Raw genomic sequence first — 19,924 nt, forward strand, 5'->3', positions numbered from 1 at the left:
TTAGAGCGGTGGGGTCTTGCACTGACTCTCCATATATTTTCTTAACCTCAGTTCGGGTTAAGCTGGCAAATTTTAAAAGCCCAAAAGAAAAAACTTTGCTACGCAAAGCTTTTTCTTTTGGGCTTTGAGAGAGGGTTTGCTACGCAAACCCTCTCTCAAAGCCCATTTCAAAATTATAGGGCAAGCCATCATTGCTTACAGAGTTGTTTCTGTTCTGGGGTTAGGGTTGGTGTATATTCGAGATAATTTTCTAGCAGATTGCAACCCCTCTGAACTAGCTCATTAAACGTCAAGGTCTCCGCATTCCACAATTTTAGAGTATTGTCGCGACTCGCTGAAATCAGGTATTCCCCATTAGGACTGTAGCTCACTGCATTGACCTCGGCGGTATGACCTACCAAATTTTTGAGGATTTCACCACTCTCAAGATCGACAATTTTGATTGTTTTATCAGCATTGGCTGTGGCGATCGCACGACCATTAGGACTAAAGTTAATGCCATAGATCCAAGAATCCACATTCACCGTAATTACTTTTTCTAATATTCCTGTTTGAGCATTCCATAATTTGACCTTGCCATCTTTGCCTGCCGAAGCAATTTGTTTTCCATCGGGGGTATAGGCAACCGCCAAACCACCATTGAGATGGGCTTCCATCGTGTTGGTATTTTGTCCAGTCTTCACATTCCAAATTCTTACGGTTTGATCATTACTGGTCGAGGCTAAGGACTGACTATCAGGACTAAAGGCGATCGCCCAAACTTCTTTTTTATGACCATCTAGGACATGCAATAACTTGGGCTTGTCCGTGTTATCCCATTGCCACAGCTTAATTTTATTATCGATACCCAGAGTCACTAAGGTCTTTTGATCAGGGCTAAAGGCGGCATAGACCAGCCCCGATCCATGAATATTGAGCGTATGCAGGAGTTTCCCTGATGTTCTATCCCAAATCTTGACGGTTTTGTCAGTACTGGCGGAAACCAATTTCTTACCATCAGCGCTAAAGCTTACCCCATAGACTGTATCCTCATGCCCTTTGAGTTCTTGACGGAAAGAACCATCGGCATTCCAAAGACGCACACTTTTATCGACACCACCTGAGGCAAATATTTTTCCATCAGGGCTAAAATTCACTGACCAAATATTATCGGTATGTCCATAAATGGTATCGAGCAATGTTGCTTTGAGATCCCAGAGTCGCACGGTACGATCCTTGCTAGCTGATAGAAGATAGCGACCACTGGGGCTAAAATTAACGTCAAAAATAGCATTGGTATGTCCGCCTAATTTCATTTCGATCGCCCCTTCGAGATTGAGGATTTGAATCGAATTGTCTTGAGCGCCAAGGGCAATCCTTTGACCATCAGCACTAAACTTGACACTCAAAATATCCGTTGCGTTCGTTTTGAAGGTGTGGGTCAATTGCAGTTGATAGCTGACAGACTTCGGTGGAGCTGGTTCACTACCTGTTCTGTTTTCAATCTCAGTCAATCCATCAGGTAGCTCCTCAGAAATATTTGATAGATCCACAGGATTAATAATCGGCTTTTCGACGATTTTCCATATCTTGACGGTTTCATCACTGCCAGAGGTGGCTAATTGCTTGCCACTTGGATGGAAACTCACACTATGAATTTTTTTGTCATGGGCGATCGCACTCGTCAGTAATTGTCCTTGCAAGTTCCAGAGTGAAATGGTGCGACCCTTAGCAGTCACAATCAAATTACCATCGGGGCTAAAACTAGCATCTTGAATTGCATCCGCACCGCGACTTTTAATCGGATTGTTCTCCATATTTGTAGGTCTGATCGTGACTATTTCCATGCCGCGATCACGATCCCAAAGTTTTGCCGTGCCATCTTTACTTGCCGTGAGCAACATTTTGCCTTGAGGATGGAAATGGACTCTAAAGATATCGTCCTGATGGGCATAGAACTTAGCAACTAGCTTACCTGTCTCAACATCCCAAATGCGAACACTTTTGCCCTGTCCCACCGACGCAATCTGGCGATCATCGGGACTAAAACTCAAGCCCCGAATTTCGATCGCATTAAACCCAATGAGGCGCGAAATCGGCTTACCATTACTTTGAAAGAGATAAACGCTACCGTCATAGCTCCCGAAAGCCATAATATTGCCATTATGACTAAATTTAGCTGCATAGAATGGAGCATCCATTTTTTGAGGATTAAATCGATAGCGCTCACGCATACTATAGACAATCATTTGGAGTGCTTCCAAATTTAATTTGGTAATTCTACTTCGATCTGCTCCCTCACTAGTATTGTTCAGTTTCTTCGCCGACTTCACAACCGTTGCTAATGCTTCCAATTGATTATTTAGCAAAAAGCTGGACTTTGCCGAAGAGATCAAGGCTTCAATTTCACCAAATTCAGCGAGTTGACGTTGGCGATTGGCTTGAAATGCTAAGCCTGCCATAATAAAGAGTCCCAATGCTGTACCCACTAACGCAAACTTAGTGAGACGGTTGAAGTTGGTTTGACTCCGTTGGGCAGAAGAACGTACCTTGATTAACTCTGCTTGCAAACCTGCTTCTTGATTCGCCCGAATAAATGCCACTAGATAATCATGGATCAATTGATAACGATTGCTATCAACATCCGATAATTGAAAGACTAAACCTGAGCCAATGAGAATCTCTAAAACTAAGTCTAGATCGGCTGTATTGCCAGAATAAGGTAAAATCCCTGTGCGTAATTCGTTATAAGTCCGTAATGGGCGCTTACCCTGTTCGTCGGTCAATAGAACTAGCACCTGTTGGGCAATAAAAGCAGCTTTGCCACAGGCTTGGATCACCTCTTCTACAGATTGCTCAACGAGGCGCTGTTTGCCACCCGCAAGACGGTAGGCAGCCAGCGTATTAATATTACGGTCTTGGAGTTGAGAACCGACTAACTGCAATTCGATGGGGCGCACCGTGCCGCGATCGCCTGCTAAATCTCTAACTAACTCATCAATTAAAACTGGTTCAAGGGGAAAGTTTGCTTGTTCAGTGAGATTTTCGATTAAGGATTTAGCATCAGAGACAGAGAGATTGCCTAGTGCATATCGAAAGTTGCGACTCAGAATATCAACTTCTGCATGGGCAGATTCTAACTCTAAGAGTAAATATAAGTAATCTTCACGGATCGAGACGACTAATTTTAGTAATGGAATTTTGAGGCAAGCTCGCCAAAATTCTATAAAGACTTCTCTTTCCTGTGGCTGATTGTAGATAAAAAAGAATTCTTCAAATTGGTCGAAAATAAGAACAATCTGAGTGCCACTATTGGCTACTTGTTTAAGTTTATTGAGTAGGTTCGCGGCATCACGATCGCCATTTTTCCTCCGTTCACGATATCGACGATGGGATGGAGGTATTTGGGTTACATCATCTCTAAAAATATTGAATCCATTGCTGAAGTCCTGACCAACATACAGCGCAAAGGAAATAGCATTAACCCAGTCTGTATAAACACGAATCTTGATGGGAATTAATTCTTGTCCTGTTAGCGATCGCTGAATTAGGGCAGGAATTAGCCCTGCTCTGACCAATGAGCTTTTACCAACGCCCGACTCACCATGAATGACAGTGAGTTGATGCTCCACCGAAAGAATCCGCTCAACTAAACGCTCAACATCCTGATTGCGTCCTGAGGCAACAATCTCACTGGCATTAACATCAAATCTACTCGTATCAAGGGCAGCAATACTTGGATTGGGTGAAAATTGTTTAGGCTGGAGAACTCCTGCACCGATAAAGGCTCTAAGTCCATATTGCTGCTCTAGCGATCGCTGTTTTTTTCTGGTCTGAAAGGCTTGCAGATACAGCCCTTGGGCAAAGGCAATATCATGAAAAGTATCAAGGAAGCGGATATAGAGTTTTGGTTCATCATTGAAATTGAAATTAGCGAGCATCGATTTCATCAAGGCTGCGGCTAAATCTAATTCTTTGAGTTGAAAATGGCTCTGAGTTAGTAAAAGTTGATATTGTCCGACTTGGATTTGACGCAGACGCTGCCAATTGTACGCTAGCTGATCGTCATCAAAAATAGGGGCTTTCTCTAGGGTAGCGATCGCATAGCTGGAATATTCTTTGACCTTTGCCCAGTCTCTCTTTTCTACAGCAATTTTGGCTAAATAGCCATAGTCTTGGGCAAGTTCGAGGGGCATCTGTTCATGCAATGGCAGCAATGATTGGATCACCTGTTCTAGCTCTTGCCATTCCCTCAGTTGTTCGAGAACACCGCTATAGGCGCGACTATATTTTGCAATGAGTTCATTACGCTCTGCACTTTTAAAAGCGGCGATCGCTTCTTGAAAGAATTTCTTAGCTTTAATCCAAGAATCATGAGCCTGCCGCCCATTCACAAAGGAGTTATGCCACCATAAATTCCCTAGATAGAATAAAACGATGCCACTTTCAACCAGCTTATGTTCCTTTTGCCAATAGGCTAGACTGCATTGATAATAAATTTGGGAGACGCTATGTACTTCACCTTGAGATTCTTCATAGACCTCATTGGCATGTGCTTCAGGTGATCGCCACAACAAACGTCCCAACACAAAATCTAATTTCGCCTCCATTTCTGGGCAAATCTGGGGATGCTCATGTTGATCCTGCTGCTGGGAAATGCGTAGCTCACGTCTGGCAAGCTCTAGCTCACTATAGGAAAATGCGTCGCGATCGGCATCGATTTTGCTATCTTGCCAAAATAGAGGGATCTGGGGATTTCTGGTAACTTCAAACAGCCGCTCGACTTGCTGATGCACTTCACGGGCTAACTCCATAGGCGCAAGTTCAAACTTAATCGGAGGAGCAGCGAGATTTGCAAGTTCAGGAGCCGTTACTAAAAGCTGTTGTAGATGCAGATCATCGAGCCATAGTACCAGTGGGCATTTGAGATGCCTTTTGAGGCGATCGCGAAATAGATTGGCATCAAAGAATAACTTTGCAAAATCCTCTGGATTGTTTGCCCTAGTTTGCTCTAAGCCCAAACACATTAGGGCAGGAATATTTTCAATTTCTCCATCTCTCAGAAGATTTTGCAACTTCCCGTATAAATTTTCATGGGATTCTCGCCACCAGATTTCACGACATAGCCAACCCGTTTTGGTGGTAAGGGCAGTCAAGATTTTTTGACGCAGATTACGGTAGTTACAGTTAATAACGATCAGCGAAAAAGATCCCTGAGATGAATTGATCGCTTTAACTAAAATATCTAGCGATCGCTCATTAAGGGAATATAAGTCTTCCAGATGCCTGATCGATTGATCGACCTGAATCACTTGATTTGCTTAATCGCTATGGCGATACTGTAATCTACACAACCTATATTACTACTTAATCTTAGAAAGGGCTCACTTGACTATAGGGCATTAATGACAAAATCAATGGCAAAATCGTTGTAACATCAGTAATCAATGCCAATTTTCCTTAGACTAAACGATTCGTCGCTAAATACATGAGCTTAATGCCCAAGCATTTGCCTACAGACTCTTTAACTTCTCCTAAGAAAAAAATACCCCTGCGTCAATGGTGTTTTTTTGCGAGCTTAACCATTGCTCTCCTGTCAGGTTGTCAGGAGCAGCAATCAACCCCAACCCCCAATGCCTCGCCAACCAGCACTGCCAAACCCACAACGGCAGCGATCGCTAAGGAGCCAGAGGGCATTTTAGAAAGGGTGAAAACTCGCGGCAAGCTCATCTGTGGCGTAAATGGCAAATTATCAGGCTTTAGTTATGTTGATGATAAGGGAGTCTGGAGTGGCTTAGATGTCGATTATTGCAAAGCGATCGCGGCGGCAGTCTTGGGCGATGCCAAAGCCGTTGAGTTTAAACCTTTACTAGCAAAGGATCGATTTACTGCCTTACAAAGTGGTGAAGTTGATCTTTTGATGCGAAATACTACGCGCACGCTAACCCGTGATGCCACCCCCAATATTTCCTTTGCCCCAACAACTTTCTTTGATGGTCAGGGGATAATGGTACGAACTGGAGCAAAGCCGACTACGCCCAGCAGTTCACCCAGTAGTTCACCTAGTCCTAGCGCAACTACTTCTGCATCCCCCTCTGCATCCCCTAGTGCCACCAGTACCCCAGAACCTGACAAAACTAGTAAATCAGATGCTAAAGATAGTAAATCCGATAAGCAATCTCCAAAAACTAGTGAAGAATCGACTCTCTCTCTCAAAGAGCTATCAGGCAAAAAAATCTGTGTGGAAACAGGTATCAATGCTAACAATCTCGAATCGGCTCTGAAGGAAGCCAATATTGATATCTATCCAACGATTCTGCCCGATCTTGATAGTGTCTTGAATACCTATGCCAAAGGTGACTGTGACGCAATCTCTTCTGAAAAATCGCAACTCGCCGCATGGAGAAGTAAACTTCCTCGTCCTGCTGATCACAAAATCCTCGATGTTAGTTTCTCCAAAGAACCTCTGAGTCCTGCCTTAGTTGGCAATGATAAGCGCTGGAGGGATGTTGTGACTTGGGTGGTCTATGCCACTTTTTATGCAGAAGAGTTGGGCATCAGCATGGATAACTACACCATTTTCAAAGATACTAAGAATCCTGAGGTCTCAAGGTTTCTCGGTACTTCGGATTCGCTGGGCATTGAGCTAGGGCTTGCGCCAGATTGGACTACCCAAATCCTGAAGCAAGTCGGCAACTACAGCGATATCTATAATCGTAATCTAGCTCCTCTAGATGTTCCACGCGGATTAAATCGCACTTGGAAGCAAGGCGGTTTGCTCTATTCGATGCCCTTTAGATAGCTAAAAAACTGTTTCACAATGGGTTTTAGCTTTCAGATCACAATTTATTGTGTTGTATCACCATATGTTTAACTCTTTTCTTCTAGATTTGGTGGATTGGATTTGTTGTCAGATCTATCCTGTTTCAAAAAAGGAAGGAGTGTATAGGTTTTTAACATCAGGATTAAAAAATTTTCTTCAGATAGTCCTTCGTCATTACGAAGCTGTAATGCACCAACTACACCTAAACCTAGAATCCCTCCAATAATTACGATCGGGAGAAAAATTGGAGGGATATATTTACTAGCAATGATAATCGCGGCAATGATTACGACAAGAGCAAACAGAAAAAATGAGCCTGATGTCCAAGGGTTTCGTTTGGGTCTGGATGATATGGTCGATTTGGAGTTGTTATCTGGCTCTTGCGTCATGGCTGTGATTTGTTGTTGTTGATTGTGGGTATTGATATTAACGATGACAGGCTGGGGATAGCGGCTGAAAGCATCTTCACGTTTATCATAATTTTGGCGCGATCGCCTATCTTCAATACTACTAATGCCATCAAGTAATTCGCGGATATTGTAAGCGCGATCGCTACCTTCAGGAAAATAATTTATCTCACCTCTCGATTCTAATTTGAGTAGATGTTTGTAACTGATACTGACTTTAGGATTATCTGGTAAGGGAACACGCTCATCGACTTCTAGTGCCGAGATGCTGTGGTGGATCGATTCAAAATTGTTGCGAATGGCGGCGAGGGAGGATCGGCGAGTGTTGGGATTGCCATCGATGCGGATAAAGATTTTCGCGTCGGCGAGATCGGCTTTGATGTAGGCGCGATTACCTTCGGGGAATGCGAGAATTACACCTGTGCGCCAGTAGGTGCGTTTAGAGATGCAGCGGTGCATTTTGACAATGAAGCGGGAAATGACACTGCTAAATAGGATTTTGTAGTGATATTCAAGGTTGAGGGTATTTTCCCATGTGCCTGTGTCGGGTTCTTCTTCGTCAAGGAGTTCGGGAATTAGGTAAATGGGCTTTTGAGAATTAGCATCAAGGGGAAAACATAACTCGAATTTTTGCATCATGTCGAGAATGAATTGCCGATCGCGATTTTCTGAATAACAATCGCGATCGCCTTTATTTTTGGGCGTGAGAATGCGGGTGAGGTCTTGCCAGTTCAGCATTCCCTTGTATTTGGTGCTGAGTAAATTGTCATTGAGAATGCGATATACGCCGCCTGTGACCCATTCGGGATTGAGAACGCTGGTGTCTTGGAGTCTGGTATCTTCGGCGAAGTTGAGAACGATGCCCAGTAGGTGCAAGAGGCGAATTAGGTCGCGGCGTTCTTGGCGATCGCTAATTTCTTGATCGTTGCAGATACGTTCGTATTCGGTATAGCTGATATGGTCGCGTTTGTCCTTTTCGATTTGCTCTTTGAGGTGAAACCATTGCTGGGGTAGTTCATTAAACACATGATCCATTGCGGCGATTTGTTGGGCGATCGCTTTGCGAAGTTCACCAACGCCTAGCCCTGTTTTGCAGGAGGTTTCAAAGAAGCCTTGAATGTTGGGATATTTCTCTTGCAGATGGCGGCGGTTGAGTTTGAGGGGATGTTCGTCGCTTTTGTTGGCAATAATCAGGACGGGGGCATCTTTGCCGAAGCTCTCAATAATTTTTAGCCAATATTCGACATCGTTGTTGCCTTCGTCTTTGCGGGCATTGAGTACTAAAAGATAGAGGCTGCGCTCGGTCAAAAAGAACTGATGGGTGGCGTGCATGATTTCCTGTCCGCCAAAGTCCCAAACCCTGAGCTTGACTGTTTCTTCACGAGCTTTTATTTGCCAATGTCTGATATCAATGCCTTCGGTTTTGGTTTCATCGGGTTTGAAGTTGCGATCGATCAACTGCCGCACCAGTGAGGTTTTGCCAACTGCGCCATGTCCGATTAAGATTACTTTCGCTTCATTAAGTGGCTTTCGTTCGCTCTGTTTCCATTTTTGCCAATAGCCAATAATCGCCGATGGGTTGTAATAATCTTCCAAAATTTCTGGCGGAATCGGTAATGGATTATCTATAAGTTTAAGCTCCGTCAGATTGGCTAAGTTGGAGAACGAGTCTGGTATCGCCGTGATTTGGTTGCTATAGAGGTAAAGCGTAGTCAGATTGGCTAAGTTGGAGAACGAGTCTGGTATCGCCGTGATTTGGTTGCTATAGAGGTAAAGCGTAGTCAGATTGGCTAAGTTGGAGAACGAGTCTGGTATCGCCGTGATTTGGTTGCTATAGAGGTAAAGCGTAGTCAGATTGGCTAAGTTGGAGAACGAGTCTGGTATCGCCGTGATTTGGTTGCTAGAGAGGTTAAGCGTAGTCAGATTGGCTAAGTTGGAGAACGAGTCTGGTATCGCCGTGATTTGGTTGCTAGAGAGGTTAAGCGTAGTCAGATTGGCTAAGTTGGAGAACGAGTCTGGTATCGCCGTGATTTGGTTGCTAGAGAGGTAAAGCGTAGTCAGATTGGCTAAGTTCGAGATCGAGTCTGGTATCGCCGTGATTTGGTTGCTATAGAGGTAAAGCGTAGTCAGATTGGCTAAGTTGGAGAACGAGTCTGGTATCGCCGTGATTTGGTTGCTATAGAGGTAAAGCGTAGTCAGATTGGCTAAGTTGGAGAACGAGTCTGGTATCGCCGTGATTTGGTTGCTATAGAGGTAAAGCGTAGTCAGATTGGCTAAGTTGGAGAACGAGTCTGGTATCGCCGTGATTTGGTTGCTAGAGAGGTTAAGCGTAGTCAGATTGGCTAAGTTGGAGAACGAGTCTGGTATCGCCGTGATTTGGTTGCTATAGAGGTAAAGCGTAGTCAGATTGGCTAAGTTGGAGAACGAGTCTGGTATCGCCGTGATTTGGTTGCTATAGAGGTAAAGCGTAGTCAGATTGGCTAAGTTGGAGAACGAGTCTGGTATCGCCGTGATTTGGTTGCTAGAGAGGTTAAGCGTAGTCAGATTGGCTAAGTTGGAGAACGAGTCTGGTATCGCCGTGATTTGGTTGCTAGAGAGGTTAAGCGTAGTCAGATTGGCTAAGTTGGAGAACGAGTCTGGTATCGCCGTGATTTGGTTGCTAGAGAGGGAAAGCGTAGTCAGATTGGCTAAGTTCGAGATCGAGTCTGGTATCGACGTGATTTGGTTGTATGCAATAGAAAGTTCTTTGAGATTGGTCAATTGAAAAATTTCTTGGGGAATAGCAGTTAAACTATTTCCTTTCTTTCCTTCCTTATCGTCCCACTTACCTAAAATCAACTTTTCCAGACTTTGCAACCGTCCAATTGCTCTGGGCAACCCTTCCAGATCGTTCCCCGACAGATCGAGTTCCGTCCAGCCCTCACGTTCTGCTTGTGCGATTATTGCCAATAACTCTGCGTCTGTCATAAATTCAAGGAAAAAGTAGAAAGAAAAAAGGAAAAATGATTTTTTTAGATTGCAATTTAATCAGAATATTATTCATAGAAATTCCAACACATTTTTTGTCGATTCATGGGAACTTCTTTGTAGCAAAACTAACAACCTCCGCAAAGCTTCACCAATCGGCAACTGAGGCGATACAATAATTCCAAAATGTTCCTTTTCTGAAATCACATGGTCATTGTGCAGCAACACAAAATCCTTCACATTGAAAGTAAACATACAACTACCCTGCTCGATCGCATACTCAAACTGTTCGCGATCGCTTCTTCCCTTTCTACCCAACTCTTGCACATGAGTAGCCTCATACCCCCTCTTGCGTAAAGCCGAAGCCAAGTCAAGCTGCACATCTTCATCTAGCAATAACTTCACCTTAGTCATCTTTAACGACCCGCTTTAGGATGAACTAACGCTTGACTCTTCCAATACTCAATATTAGAAGACTCTTCCAAATCCTTCTCAATTTCCTCCTGATGATCGAAATAATAGGCAAGCGCCGAATGTACCTGAGAAGGTCGTAAATGGGAAAGCACACTTAAAATTTCATCCACATTCATCCCCATCTGATAATATCCAGCAATCCGCCGCACCGTTACTCTCGTACCTTCAATAATTGGCACACCACCCGCAATCTCAGAACTAGCGGCAATATAAGGATAAATTGTTGCGGTAATACTCATAGTTTCAGGTAAGAACGAACTAACTATATTTTACAAGCTTTTTAAATAGGCGATCGCAATTTTCCCTGATCGTTCCCTGACAGATCGATTTCAGTCTAGCCCTCTCGTTCTGCTTGTGCGATTATTGCCAATAACTCTGCATCATTCATAAGGAAAAATTAAAAAGGAAAAAATCTTTTCTTGTTAAAAAGTCTAATTATCATCAGTAAGAGGTTGATGAATGCGAATACGTCCGCGTTGCACTATCCAAAGCTTACCAATTATATCCTCACGCTCTAAACCACCGATCATCGCCCAAATTTTCATCTAACTTCAGCTTCACGCAGACTGCTCCAAAGGAATATCAATATATCGATCCCGCGACATTTCCGCACCATAGGCAATACAAGCATAAATATCATCCACTTGTAATTGGGTATACTCTTCAATTAATTCAGCGATCGTCATTCCACTTGCTAAAAAATCAAGAATCAAAGACACCCAAATCCGATGACCTCGAATGCAAGGTTTACCAAAACAAATATTTGGATTTATGGAAATTCGAGCTAACAGTTTTTGTCGATTCATCATTTTTCTATTTAAAACAAGTTTTGTAGATCCGCATCACCTTACCAGTAACATTTTACAAGATTTTTTAGATAGGCGATCGCGTTGCAAAGGAAAAGGGAAACTAGCAAGTAATGCTTTCTAAACCATAATTTTTGACTCAGCGATCGCTACAGCAGCAGTTGACCTATCCTACAAACTCGTGAGTCTGCCCCGTTTGCAGATTCCATAGACTAGTATAAATACCATTCAAAGCAACTAACTGGTCGTGGGTTCCTGTCTCAACGACCTTGCCTTGATCCATTACATAAATGCGATCGGCATTGCGAATTGTAGAGAGACGATGGGCGATCGCGATCGTAGTACGGTTTTTGGTAATCTGATCGAGGGACTTTTGAATCGCTGCCTCAGTTTCATTATCTACCGCCGAAGTTGCCTCATCCAGAATCAAGATTGGCGGATTGCGTAACACCGCACGGGCGATCGCAATTCTTTGTCGCTGACCACCTGAGAGCTTCTGACCACGCTCACCAACAATCGTATCGTAACCCTGAGGCAAAGCTTGGATAAACTCATGGGCTTCTGCAATCTTAGCGGCTTCCACAATCTGCTCAACCGTTGCATCAAAGGAACCATAGGCAATATTTTCTAAAACAGAGCCGTGAAAGAGAAAGACATCTTGGCTCACCCAACCCATACAGGAACGTAGCGATCGCAATTCAAGATCGCGAATATCAATACCATCAAGCAAGATATTGCCCAATTGAACTTCGTATAAACGCAAAAGCAATTTGACTAAAGTACTCTTACCCGAACCCGTTGCGCCCACAATTGCAGTAGTTTTATTTGCTGCAATTTCTAAGGAGAGATGTTCAATAATGGGAAATTCAGGCTTATAACCAAATGTGACATTCTTTAACTGAATTGCGCCTTGGACTATTGCGGGAGCGAGAGTTCTTGAGCCTGAATGGATGGCAATGGGAGTATCCAACAAATCAAGAATTCGATTAGTAGAAGCCATAGCCCTTTGGTATTGGTCGAGGGTTTCACCTAAGCGCGTTAGGGGCCATAGCAACCGTTGAATTAGATAAATCATCACTGAATAATTGCCTACCGATAGTCTTTGGGCTTGTACTTCCAATCCACCAAAATACAAAATCGCGATAAATCCCATGAAGATTAGAATTCTAATTAAGGGGACGAAGGCAGCACTATAGGCGATCGCTTTACGATTACTTTGACGATAGCGATTGCTTTCTTTCTCGATACGTTGCCGTTCATAGTCCTCCGTTACAAAAGCCTTAATCGTCGTAATCCCGCCAATGTTATTAGACAATTGACCATTGAGTAAACCCACCTTTTCGCGGACATCAGCATAGCGCGGCGCAAGGAACCTCTGAAACCAAATCGAACCCCAGAGAATAAATGGCATCGGCAACATCGCTAGCCAAGCCACATTGGGCGTAATCACAAAAAATGCCCCACCAATCAAAAGAATTGTCGCCGAGACTTGAATGACTTCATTGGCTCCTCCATCGAGAAATCGTTCCAATTGATTGACATCATCACTCAAAATTGACATCAATCCTCCCGAACTACGCTCCTCAAAAAAGGCAAGTTCCAACTCCTGTAAATGTTGATAGGCATCAAGTCGCAGGTCATGCTGTACAGTCTGTGCAAGGTTCCGCCATTGGAGCGCATAGGCATACTCAAAAATTGATTCCAGTCCCCAAATCGCTCCGCTAATTGCCGAAAGTACAAATAGTTGTGCAGCTAACCCTTGGACACCAAAGGGATTTGCCCAGAAGTTCTCTTTTTGTAATACTAGGTCGATCGCAGCTCCGATCAAAACTGGTGGCGCAAGATCAAAGAACTTATTAAGAATGGAACAAATCGTCGCCGACCAAATTTGTTGACGATAATTTCTGGCATATCGGGTCAATCGAATGAAAGGATGGACAGTAGACATTGGTGTTATGTATGTAGTTATCGAGAGCTAGAGGAGCTGGCACAAAGCAAGACCCAAACTTTAAGTTTATCGCGATCGCTTTGATAACTAGAATACATTTTCATCTTGACTTAAGGCTGTGCAGCATCATTAGCAAATTGATCAGTATACTTATTCAGAATATGGATAACAGATTCAAACTGAATTGGTTTAGTCATAAATTCATTCATACCTGCATCAAGGCACAATTGACGATCTTCTGAGAAAGCATTTGCCGTCAAAGCCACAATCCAAGGTTGATTTTGCATTTCTTGACGTATTTTTTTGGTAGTGGTCAGCCCATCCATTTCAGGCATTTGCACATCCATAAAAATGATCTGATAGTGTTTACGACTCAACCGCTCTAGCACTTCTAATCCATTGTTTGCTACATCAATACTATAACCAAGTCTTTTGAGAAGTAGAACAACTATTTTTTGGCTAACTACATCATCTTCGGCTAACAAAATCCGCAAGTTAGTATTTGCTAGCGCTGATAAGGTTGGTTTAGTAACTTTATTCGCATTTACTGATGTAGTCTTGGATATCTCAAAACTTTTCTCTGCGATTATCGTAAAGTAAAATATGGAACCTTGGGTTGGCTCAACTTCAGTTTTTAATTTCCAATCAACGGGAGGATTTCCCCCAATATGTCCTAGACTCTCTACCCAAATTGTTCCTCCCATGAGTTCAATTAAGCGTTTGCAAATCACTAAGCCTAATCCTGTTCCTCCATATTTACGGCTAATGGAAGAATCTCCTTGACTAAAGGGTTGAAATAAAAGATGTAGGCGATCGCGACGAATACCAATGCCTGAATCCTTTACAGAAAAAATTAACTCGTAGCGCTCCTGCGGCTCTGTATTCGGCGATCGCAGATTAACTAAGACGTTAACATTTCCAAATTTCGTAAATTTAATCGCGTTACCTATTAAATTAAGCAATATCTGGCACAGACGCGCACTATCACCCAATAGGATTTTAGGAACATCAGGATGTATGGCATATTGCAAATCTATACTTTGATCACTCGCCTGTTTACTAACAATTTCACACACAGACCGCATAGCATCTTCTAGAACGAGAACATTTCTTTCTATTTCGATCATCCCAGATTCAATTTTCGAGAAGTCCAAAATATCATTAATAATCTTTAAGAGAGAATTGCCACTATTGCTAATTATTTCTAGATACTTTCTCTGTTCTGGAGTTAGCTCTGTAGTTGCGAGGAGTTGTACCATACCTAACACTCCATTCATCGGTGTGCGAATTTCATGACTCATGCTGGCAAGAAAAGAGCTTTTTGCCTTGTTAGCAGCTTCAGCAACTTCTTTGGCTTGAGATAACGCTATTTCTTGTAATTCATGCTTCCTTAGTTTCTCTTGGGCTTCCTCTAGTCGCTGTTTCTGCTCTTGCAGATCATGTACAAATGCAAGAGTCTTATCAATCGTAATTTCTAGATCGGCAAAATCGATAGGCTTAGTTATGAAATCAAAAGCACCATAATTCATTGCCATCCTGATATTCTCCATATCACCATAGGCAGAAATAACTACAGCCTTGGGAGCATTCTCAAGCTCAACCAATTTGGAGATCAAAGACAGACCATCCATCTCTGGCATTCTGATATCAGTCAGGATCATGGCGATCGAAGAAGATTCTTGTAAAATCTTCAGTGCTTCCGCACCATTTGTAGCAAATTGAAATGCAAAGTCACCAGCTAAGAGCCTTTTCCTAAACCGTTGCTTAAACAGTCGCTGGACTTCCACTTCATCGTCAACTACTAAGATTAAATTTACTTTTTTCTGCATAACATCAGCCTAACTAATCTAAGTTTAACTAATTTCATTTCGTTTCATTTCATTTAAGTTAATTAATTTAATTAATTAAGACATAGATAAACTGACGCTCAGGAACTCCACATAATTAGAATGCATCTCTAAAACCTGCGGCGAATGAGCCATAATTTTTATATTTTTAGAGTATATATTATGAGTTTTTATAGAAATTATGACACTTCTAGCTAATGTTACCAAAGCTATCTATAGTTTGAGACAGCAAGGTATACTAAAATCTGTTGTAGTACAGCGCACAGATTATATAGTTGTCAAAACTACTAATTCTGAGGTTAGTGTTCCTATCGCATTGATGTATTAGCTTTGTCGCCTTAGTTTATGCATTAATTTAGACTTCCTTAAATATAAAAACTAAAATCTGTGTCATAGGTTTTAGATCTGGGTTTTAATTATGCTGAGATACTTAGCAAATCAAGAGGGGGGAAGTGGTATAGGGCTAGAAATTGTCCAAAATATTGGACATCAGCACGATTAAGTACATAGGATTGAATGGACTACTTTTACAGTAATGCTGCCTTTTTTAAGGTCAATGGGAAGAGCATATGTTAAATAGGCGACGTTTTAATCAGATATCTCTGGGAGTATTTGGCTTTGGCATGACAAGCTGTAGCCAGTCAACATATCTGACTAATACTAGCAATATGCAGTCATCTAGCCATGCTGATTTAACAATTTGGTGGGAACAGGGATTTTTGCCAGAGGAGAATGAACAGATTAATCAACTCATTCGCAAATGGGAGCAAAAGTCAGGAAAAAGCGTTGATTTGAAACTGTTACCTGTCGCTCTCATCGATCAGCAGTTGGCAAATTTTATAGAACAATCGGAATTCACCCAAATTCCTGATATTGTCTATTCTGTGGGTGTCGATGCGAGCCTTGCCCCAAAATTAGCTTGGCAAAATCGATTGGTTGATCTTACGGATGTAATTACTCCAATTAAGGAGAAATATACATCGATCGCGCTTTCCCATGTTTTTTATCGCAATCAAGTTCGTCAAGAGCGTGGTTACTATGCGATGCCATTGTGGCAGTCCGATGATTACATTCACTATTGGGAAAGCATGATTGAGGAAATCGGCTTTACGCAGCAGGATATTCCGAGGGATTGGCACCAATTTTGGGGATTTTGGCACACAGCGCAAGACAAGTTGCGAGCAATGGGGCGATCGCAGATTTATGGGGTGGGGCTATGTATGTCAGCGATCGGCTTTGATACCTACACATCTCTAAGGATGTTTATGGATGCCCATGATGTGGCAGTAGTGAATGAGGCGGGAGACTTTCTCTTAAAAAAGCCAGAAAATCGTCATCAATTTATAGAAGTACTCCAAGAATTTACAAATTTTTACTTGCAGGGATATACACCACCTGTATCAGCAACTTGGTCAGGAGCAGGCAACAATAACAGTCTATTGAATAGTGAAATTTTGATGACGCATAATCTCACTATGTCCATTCCTCTCACCCAAAAATTGACTAATCCTCAATACGATCGCGATGCGATCGCTAGATATCGCCAGATTGTGACCATTGATCGACCTCTAAAGGTGAATGGGGAAGAATTACTCACTCGCAAGGGAACAAAGCAGGCGATCGCACCTAAAAACAGTAAAGATCCCACATTGGCTAAGGAATTTTTAAGTTATCTCGCGCAACCAGATAATTTAATGTTTTTGCTCAAAGGTTTTAAAGGAAGAGTTTTTCCTGTGATGCCTGAGCTGTTACAAGATCCATTTTGGAATGATCCCAATGATCCCCATTTATCCGCAGCTCTGAAAATCTTTGCTCGTCCTAGCTTTATTCCCTACGAGGTCATGCACTCTTCGTTTAGTGAGGTACAAAATCGGCAGCTTTGGGCAAAGGCAGTACTCAAGGTGATTCAAGACAAAGCCTCAATTATAGAATCGGTAGACTGGGCGATCGCCCAAATCCAAGATATTTGGCAAGCATGGGAGATTAAGCAATGACAAAGGTTGCCTATTTTTTCAGGTGCAGTTTACTCAGACAACTAGTGAGCTATTTCTCAGTTTTGTCAGTAATTACAGTCAGTATCGTGGCGATCGGTTCCTATTTCCATGCGCGTACTTCTCTATCCAAGGAAGTTGTAGATCGCTTGACTGTGGCAACCCAGTTAAAGTCCTACCAACTCAAAAGAATTATGGAAAGAGAGTTGCGCGACATCCTCTTGGTTAGTCAGGAGAAGGAAGTGCAAGAATCTCTACAGAAAATGTTTAACTCCGAAGCAAGTCAACCCACCTACCGCCAAGCCTATGCCGAACTCAAAAAATATATTGACCGCGTTAACCTTGCCAAGCCCAGTTTTCGGAGTATTCGCATTACCCGCAATAGTGGGTTTGTTATTTTCTCTTCCACCAATCGCAAGCTGGAAAATACCTATCTACCCCTAGGTGATCCCACCACCTACTTTACCAGCGATCGCATTGATACGGTTGTGCCTAACTTTTACATTTCCCCATCTAACAAGAAAGTGACGATGACCGTAGCGACTCCCATTCTTGATAATCGGAATGTAAAGATGGGAGCGCTAACTGCTGATTTTAATCTTGATGATATTGATAACTTGATTCGCGATAATACAGGGCTAGGAGAAACAGGTGAAACTTACCTAATTGGGAAAGCAGGAACAAAAACAATTGTGATCGCTGGTAAACAGATAGCGGCAAACCTTAGTCAAAATTCGGACAAGGAGGTGCGTAGTGATGGCATTGATCAAGCGATCGCCCAAAAGAGTGGATTTGGCGCATATAAAAACTATGCAGGGGTTCCTGTGGTGGGGGTGTATTGGTGGCTACCCTCCCAAAACTTAGCCCTGATTGCCGAAATTAATCAATCTATGGCATTTGCCGCCGCCGATCGCCTTGCCATCAACATCTTAATCCTCGGATTTATGTCCTCCAGCATCATGCTAGTTGCTATTTATCTATTTTCCCGTCAAATCACACGCCCGATTGCTGCAATTAGTGAGACTGCTGCGAAGTTAGCCGATGGCGATCTCAATCAAACCGCACCAGTGATGACCAAGGATGAGGTGGGTGTACTTGCCCAAACCTTTAATCAAATGGCAAAACAGATTAAGTCTTCCGTTGAAATATTAGAGCAGAGAGTTGAGGAAAGAACGAAAGAGCTACAAATAGCGAAGGAGAGTGCCGACTCAGCCAACCTCTCTAAAAGTGAATTTTTAGCCCATATGAGCCATGAGTTAAGAACACCCCTCAATGGCATCTTGGGCTATGCCCAAATCTTGAAGCGATCGCAGTCTTGGGGAGATAAAGAACAACGCGGCATCGAGATTATTCATCAATGTGGTTCCCATTTGTTAACCCTGATTGATGATGTCTTGGATCTATCTAAGGTGGAGGCAAATAAGTTAGATATCAGCCCTAAATCAATCTATCTACCTTCATTTTTGCAAGGTGTGATCGAAATTTGTCGCGTCAGAGCAGAAAATAAAGGTATCCAATTTTTATATCGACCCGATCCAATGTTAGTCGCAGGGGTAGAAGTTGATGATATTCGCCTCAGACAGGTATTAATTAACCTGTTAGGTAACGCCATCAAGTTTACCGATCGCGGTTCGGTCACTCTCAAAGTGATGCAAACTCCTGTCAATCACACTCCTCATCAAGAACAAGAAAGGATTAAGTTGCACTTTCAAGTCCAAGATACAGGAGTTGGCATTGCTGACGATCAGCTGGAGAAGATCTTTCAACCCTTTACACAGGTAGGCGATCGCGTCCGTCAAGGGGAAGGCACAGGCTTAGGTTTAGCAATTTGTGGTCGAATTGTGAAGTTAATGGGCAGTCAGATTGAGGTGCAGAGCAAGCTAGGACAGGGTAGCACCTTTAGCTTTGAGATTGAGGCTCCTATTAGCTCTGAATGGCAAAAGCAAAGCTTAGTTAACACAGGACAGAATATTATCGGCTATGAAGGCGATCGCCAAACTATTTTAATTATTGATGATCGTTGGGAAAATCGCTCTGTATTAGTCAATCTCCTCACGCCACTAGATTTTCAGATTTTAGAGGCAGAAAATGGGCAAGAGGGGTTACTCCAAGCAACAAAGCATCCCGATCTGATCATTACAGATTTAGTCATGCCTGTGATGAATGGGATGGAAATGTTGCATCAACTCAAGTCTATAAAGGATTTCCAGCATATTAAGGTGGTGATCTCGTCAGCTTCTGTTGCCAAAAGCGATCAGCAAACTAGCATAGAAGCTGGTGGAGATGCATTCCTTAGCAAACCCATCAAATTGGGAGAGTTATTACAAATATTGCAAGATCAGTTAAATCTAACTTGGCGATATGCCGAAACAATTAATTCTCCATCATCTGTGACTCAAGATACGATGGATACTATTACCAGCCCATTTCCAGAAAAAATTCCTGAATTAGCGGATCTACAAAATCTGCTTAACTTGATACAACGTGGCTTAATAAAAAAATTTATCGCAGAAGCGAAAAGGATCGAGCAAAGGGATGCCGAGTATCAACCTTTTATCCTTAAAGTTGTACAGTTAGCCCAAAAATTCCAAATGGAAACCTTAGAGAAGTTGTTAGAAAAATACATAGATTGATGCACTGCATTCTGTGCTGCATTTTTGTACCTCATTACCCCAATCACAC

General features: G+C 42.6%; 10 protein-coding genes. 3 read left to right on the forward strand and 7 right to left on the reverse strand.

What is annotated here, in order from left to right; all coding sequences use genetic code 11:
• Window positions 1-188: 188 nt before the first annotated feature.
• Complete coding sequence (locus NMG48_RS06160) at window positions 189-5,291, reverse strand: WD40 repeat domain-containing protein (RefSeq protein WP_271254432.1); 5,103 nt, start codon at window positions 5,289-5,291, stop codon at window positions 189-191.
• Between the two features lie 176 nt (window positions 5,292-5,467).
• Here NMG48_RS06160 and NMG48_RS06165 point away from each other — a divergent pair, with 176 nt between their 5' ends.
• Window positions 5,468-6,781 (forward strand): amino acid ABC transporter substrate-binding protein, encoded by a 1,314-nt coding sequence (locus NMG48_RS06165; protein ID WP_271254433.1) that lies wholly within the window; start codon window positions 5,468-5,470, stop codon window positions 6,779-6,781.
• Window positions 6,782-6,849: 68 nt separating this feature from the next.
• Here the strand turns inward: NMG48_RS06165 and NMG48_RS06170 are convergent, their stop codons facing one another.
• From NMG48_RS06170 to NMG48_RS06195, 6 genes are all read right to left on the reverse strand, one after another.
• Window positions 6,850-10,176 (reverse strand): leucine-rich repeat domain-containing protein, encoded by a 3,327-nt coding sequence (locus NMG48_RS06170; protein WP_271254434.1) that lies wholly within the window; start codon window positions 10,174-10,176, stop codon window positions 6,850-6,852.
• Between the two features lie 72 nt (window positions 10,177-10,248).
• A complete protein-coding gene (locus NMG48_RS06175) occupies window positions 10,249-10,590 on the reverse strand; it encodes a DUF5615 family PIN-like protein (RefSeq protein ID WP_271254435.1) in 342 nt (113 codons plus the stop codon).
• Between the two features lie 2 nt (window positions 10,591-10,592).
• The gene (locus NMG48_RS06180) at window positions 10,593-10,889 is read right to left on the reverse strand and encodes a DUF433 domain-containing protein (protein WP_271254436.1); all 297 of its coding nucleotides are present in this window, start codon (window positions 10,887-10,889) and stop codon (window positions 10,593-10,595) included.
• 318 nt (window positions 10,890-11,207) lie between these two features.
• Window positions 11,208-11,456 (reverse strand): DUF433 domain-containing protein, encoded by a 249-nt coding sequence (locus NMG48_RS06185; protein WP_345961247.1) that lies wholly within the window; start codon window positions 11,454-11,456, stop codon window positions 11,208-11,210.
• Window positions 11,457-11,622: 166 nt separating this feature from the next.
• Complete coding sequence (locus tag NMG48_RS06190) at window positions 11,623-13,404, reverse strand: ABC transporter ATP-binding protein (protein ID WP_271254438.1); 1,782 nt, start codon at window positions 13,402-13,404, stop codon at window positions 11,623-11,625.
• Between the two features lie 110 nt (window positions 13,405-13,514).
• Window positions 13,515-15,233 (reverse strand): response regulator, encoded by a 1,719-nt coding sequence (locus tag NMG48_RS06195; RefSeq protein ID WP_271254439.1) that lies wholly within the window; start codon window positions 15,231-15,233, stop codon window positions 13,515-13,517.
• A 587-nt stretch (window positions 15,234-15,820) separates the two neighbouring features.
• Here NMG48_RS06195 and NMG48_RS06200 point away from each other — a divergent pair.
• Both NMG48_RS06200 and NMG48_RS06205 read left to right on the forward strand, forming a co-directional pair.
• Window positions 15,821-17,245, forward strand: a complete 1,425-nt coding sequence (locus tag NMG48_RS06200) for an ABC transporter substrate-binding protein (protein WP_271254440.1) — start codon at window positions 15,821-15,823, stop codon at window positions 17,243-17,245.
• On the forward strand, window positions 17,242-19,875 hold the full coding sequence (locus tag NMG48_RS06205) for a hybrid sensor histidine kinase/response regulator (RefSeq protein WP_271254441.1): 2,634 nt from the start codon (window positions 17,242-17,244) through the stop codon (window positions 19,873-19,875). The genes NMG48_RS06200 and NMG48_RS06205 overlap by 4 nt, the downstream gene beginning before the upstream one ends.
• Window positions 19,876-19,924 lie beyond the last annotated feature (49 nt).

The organism is Pseudanabaena sp. Chao 1811 (assembly GCF_027942295.1).
Lineage (GTDB): Bacteria > Cyanobacteriota > Cyanobacteriia > Pseudanabaenales > Pseudanabaenaceae > Pseudanabaena.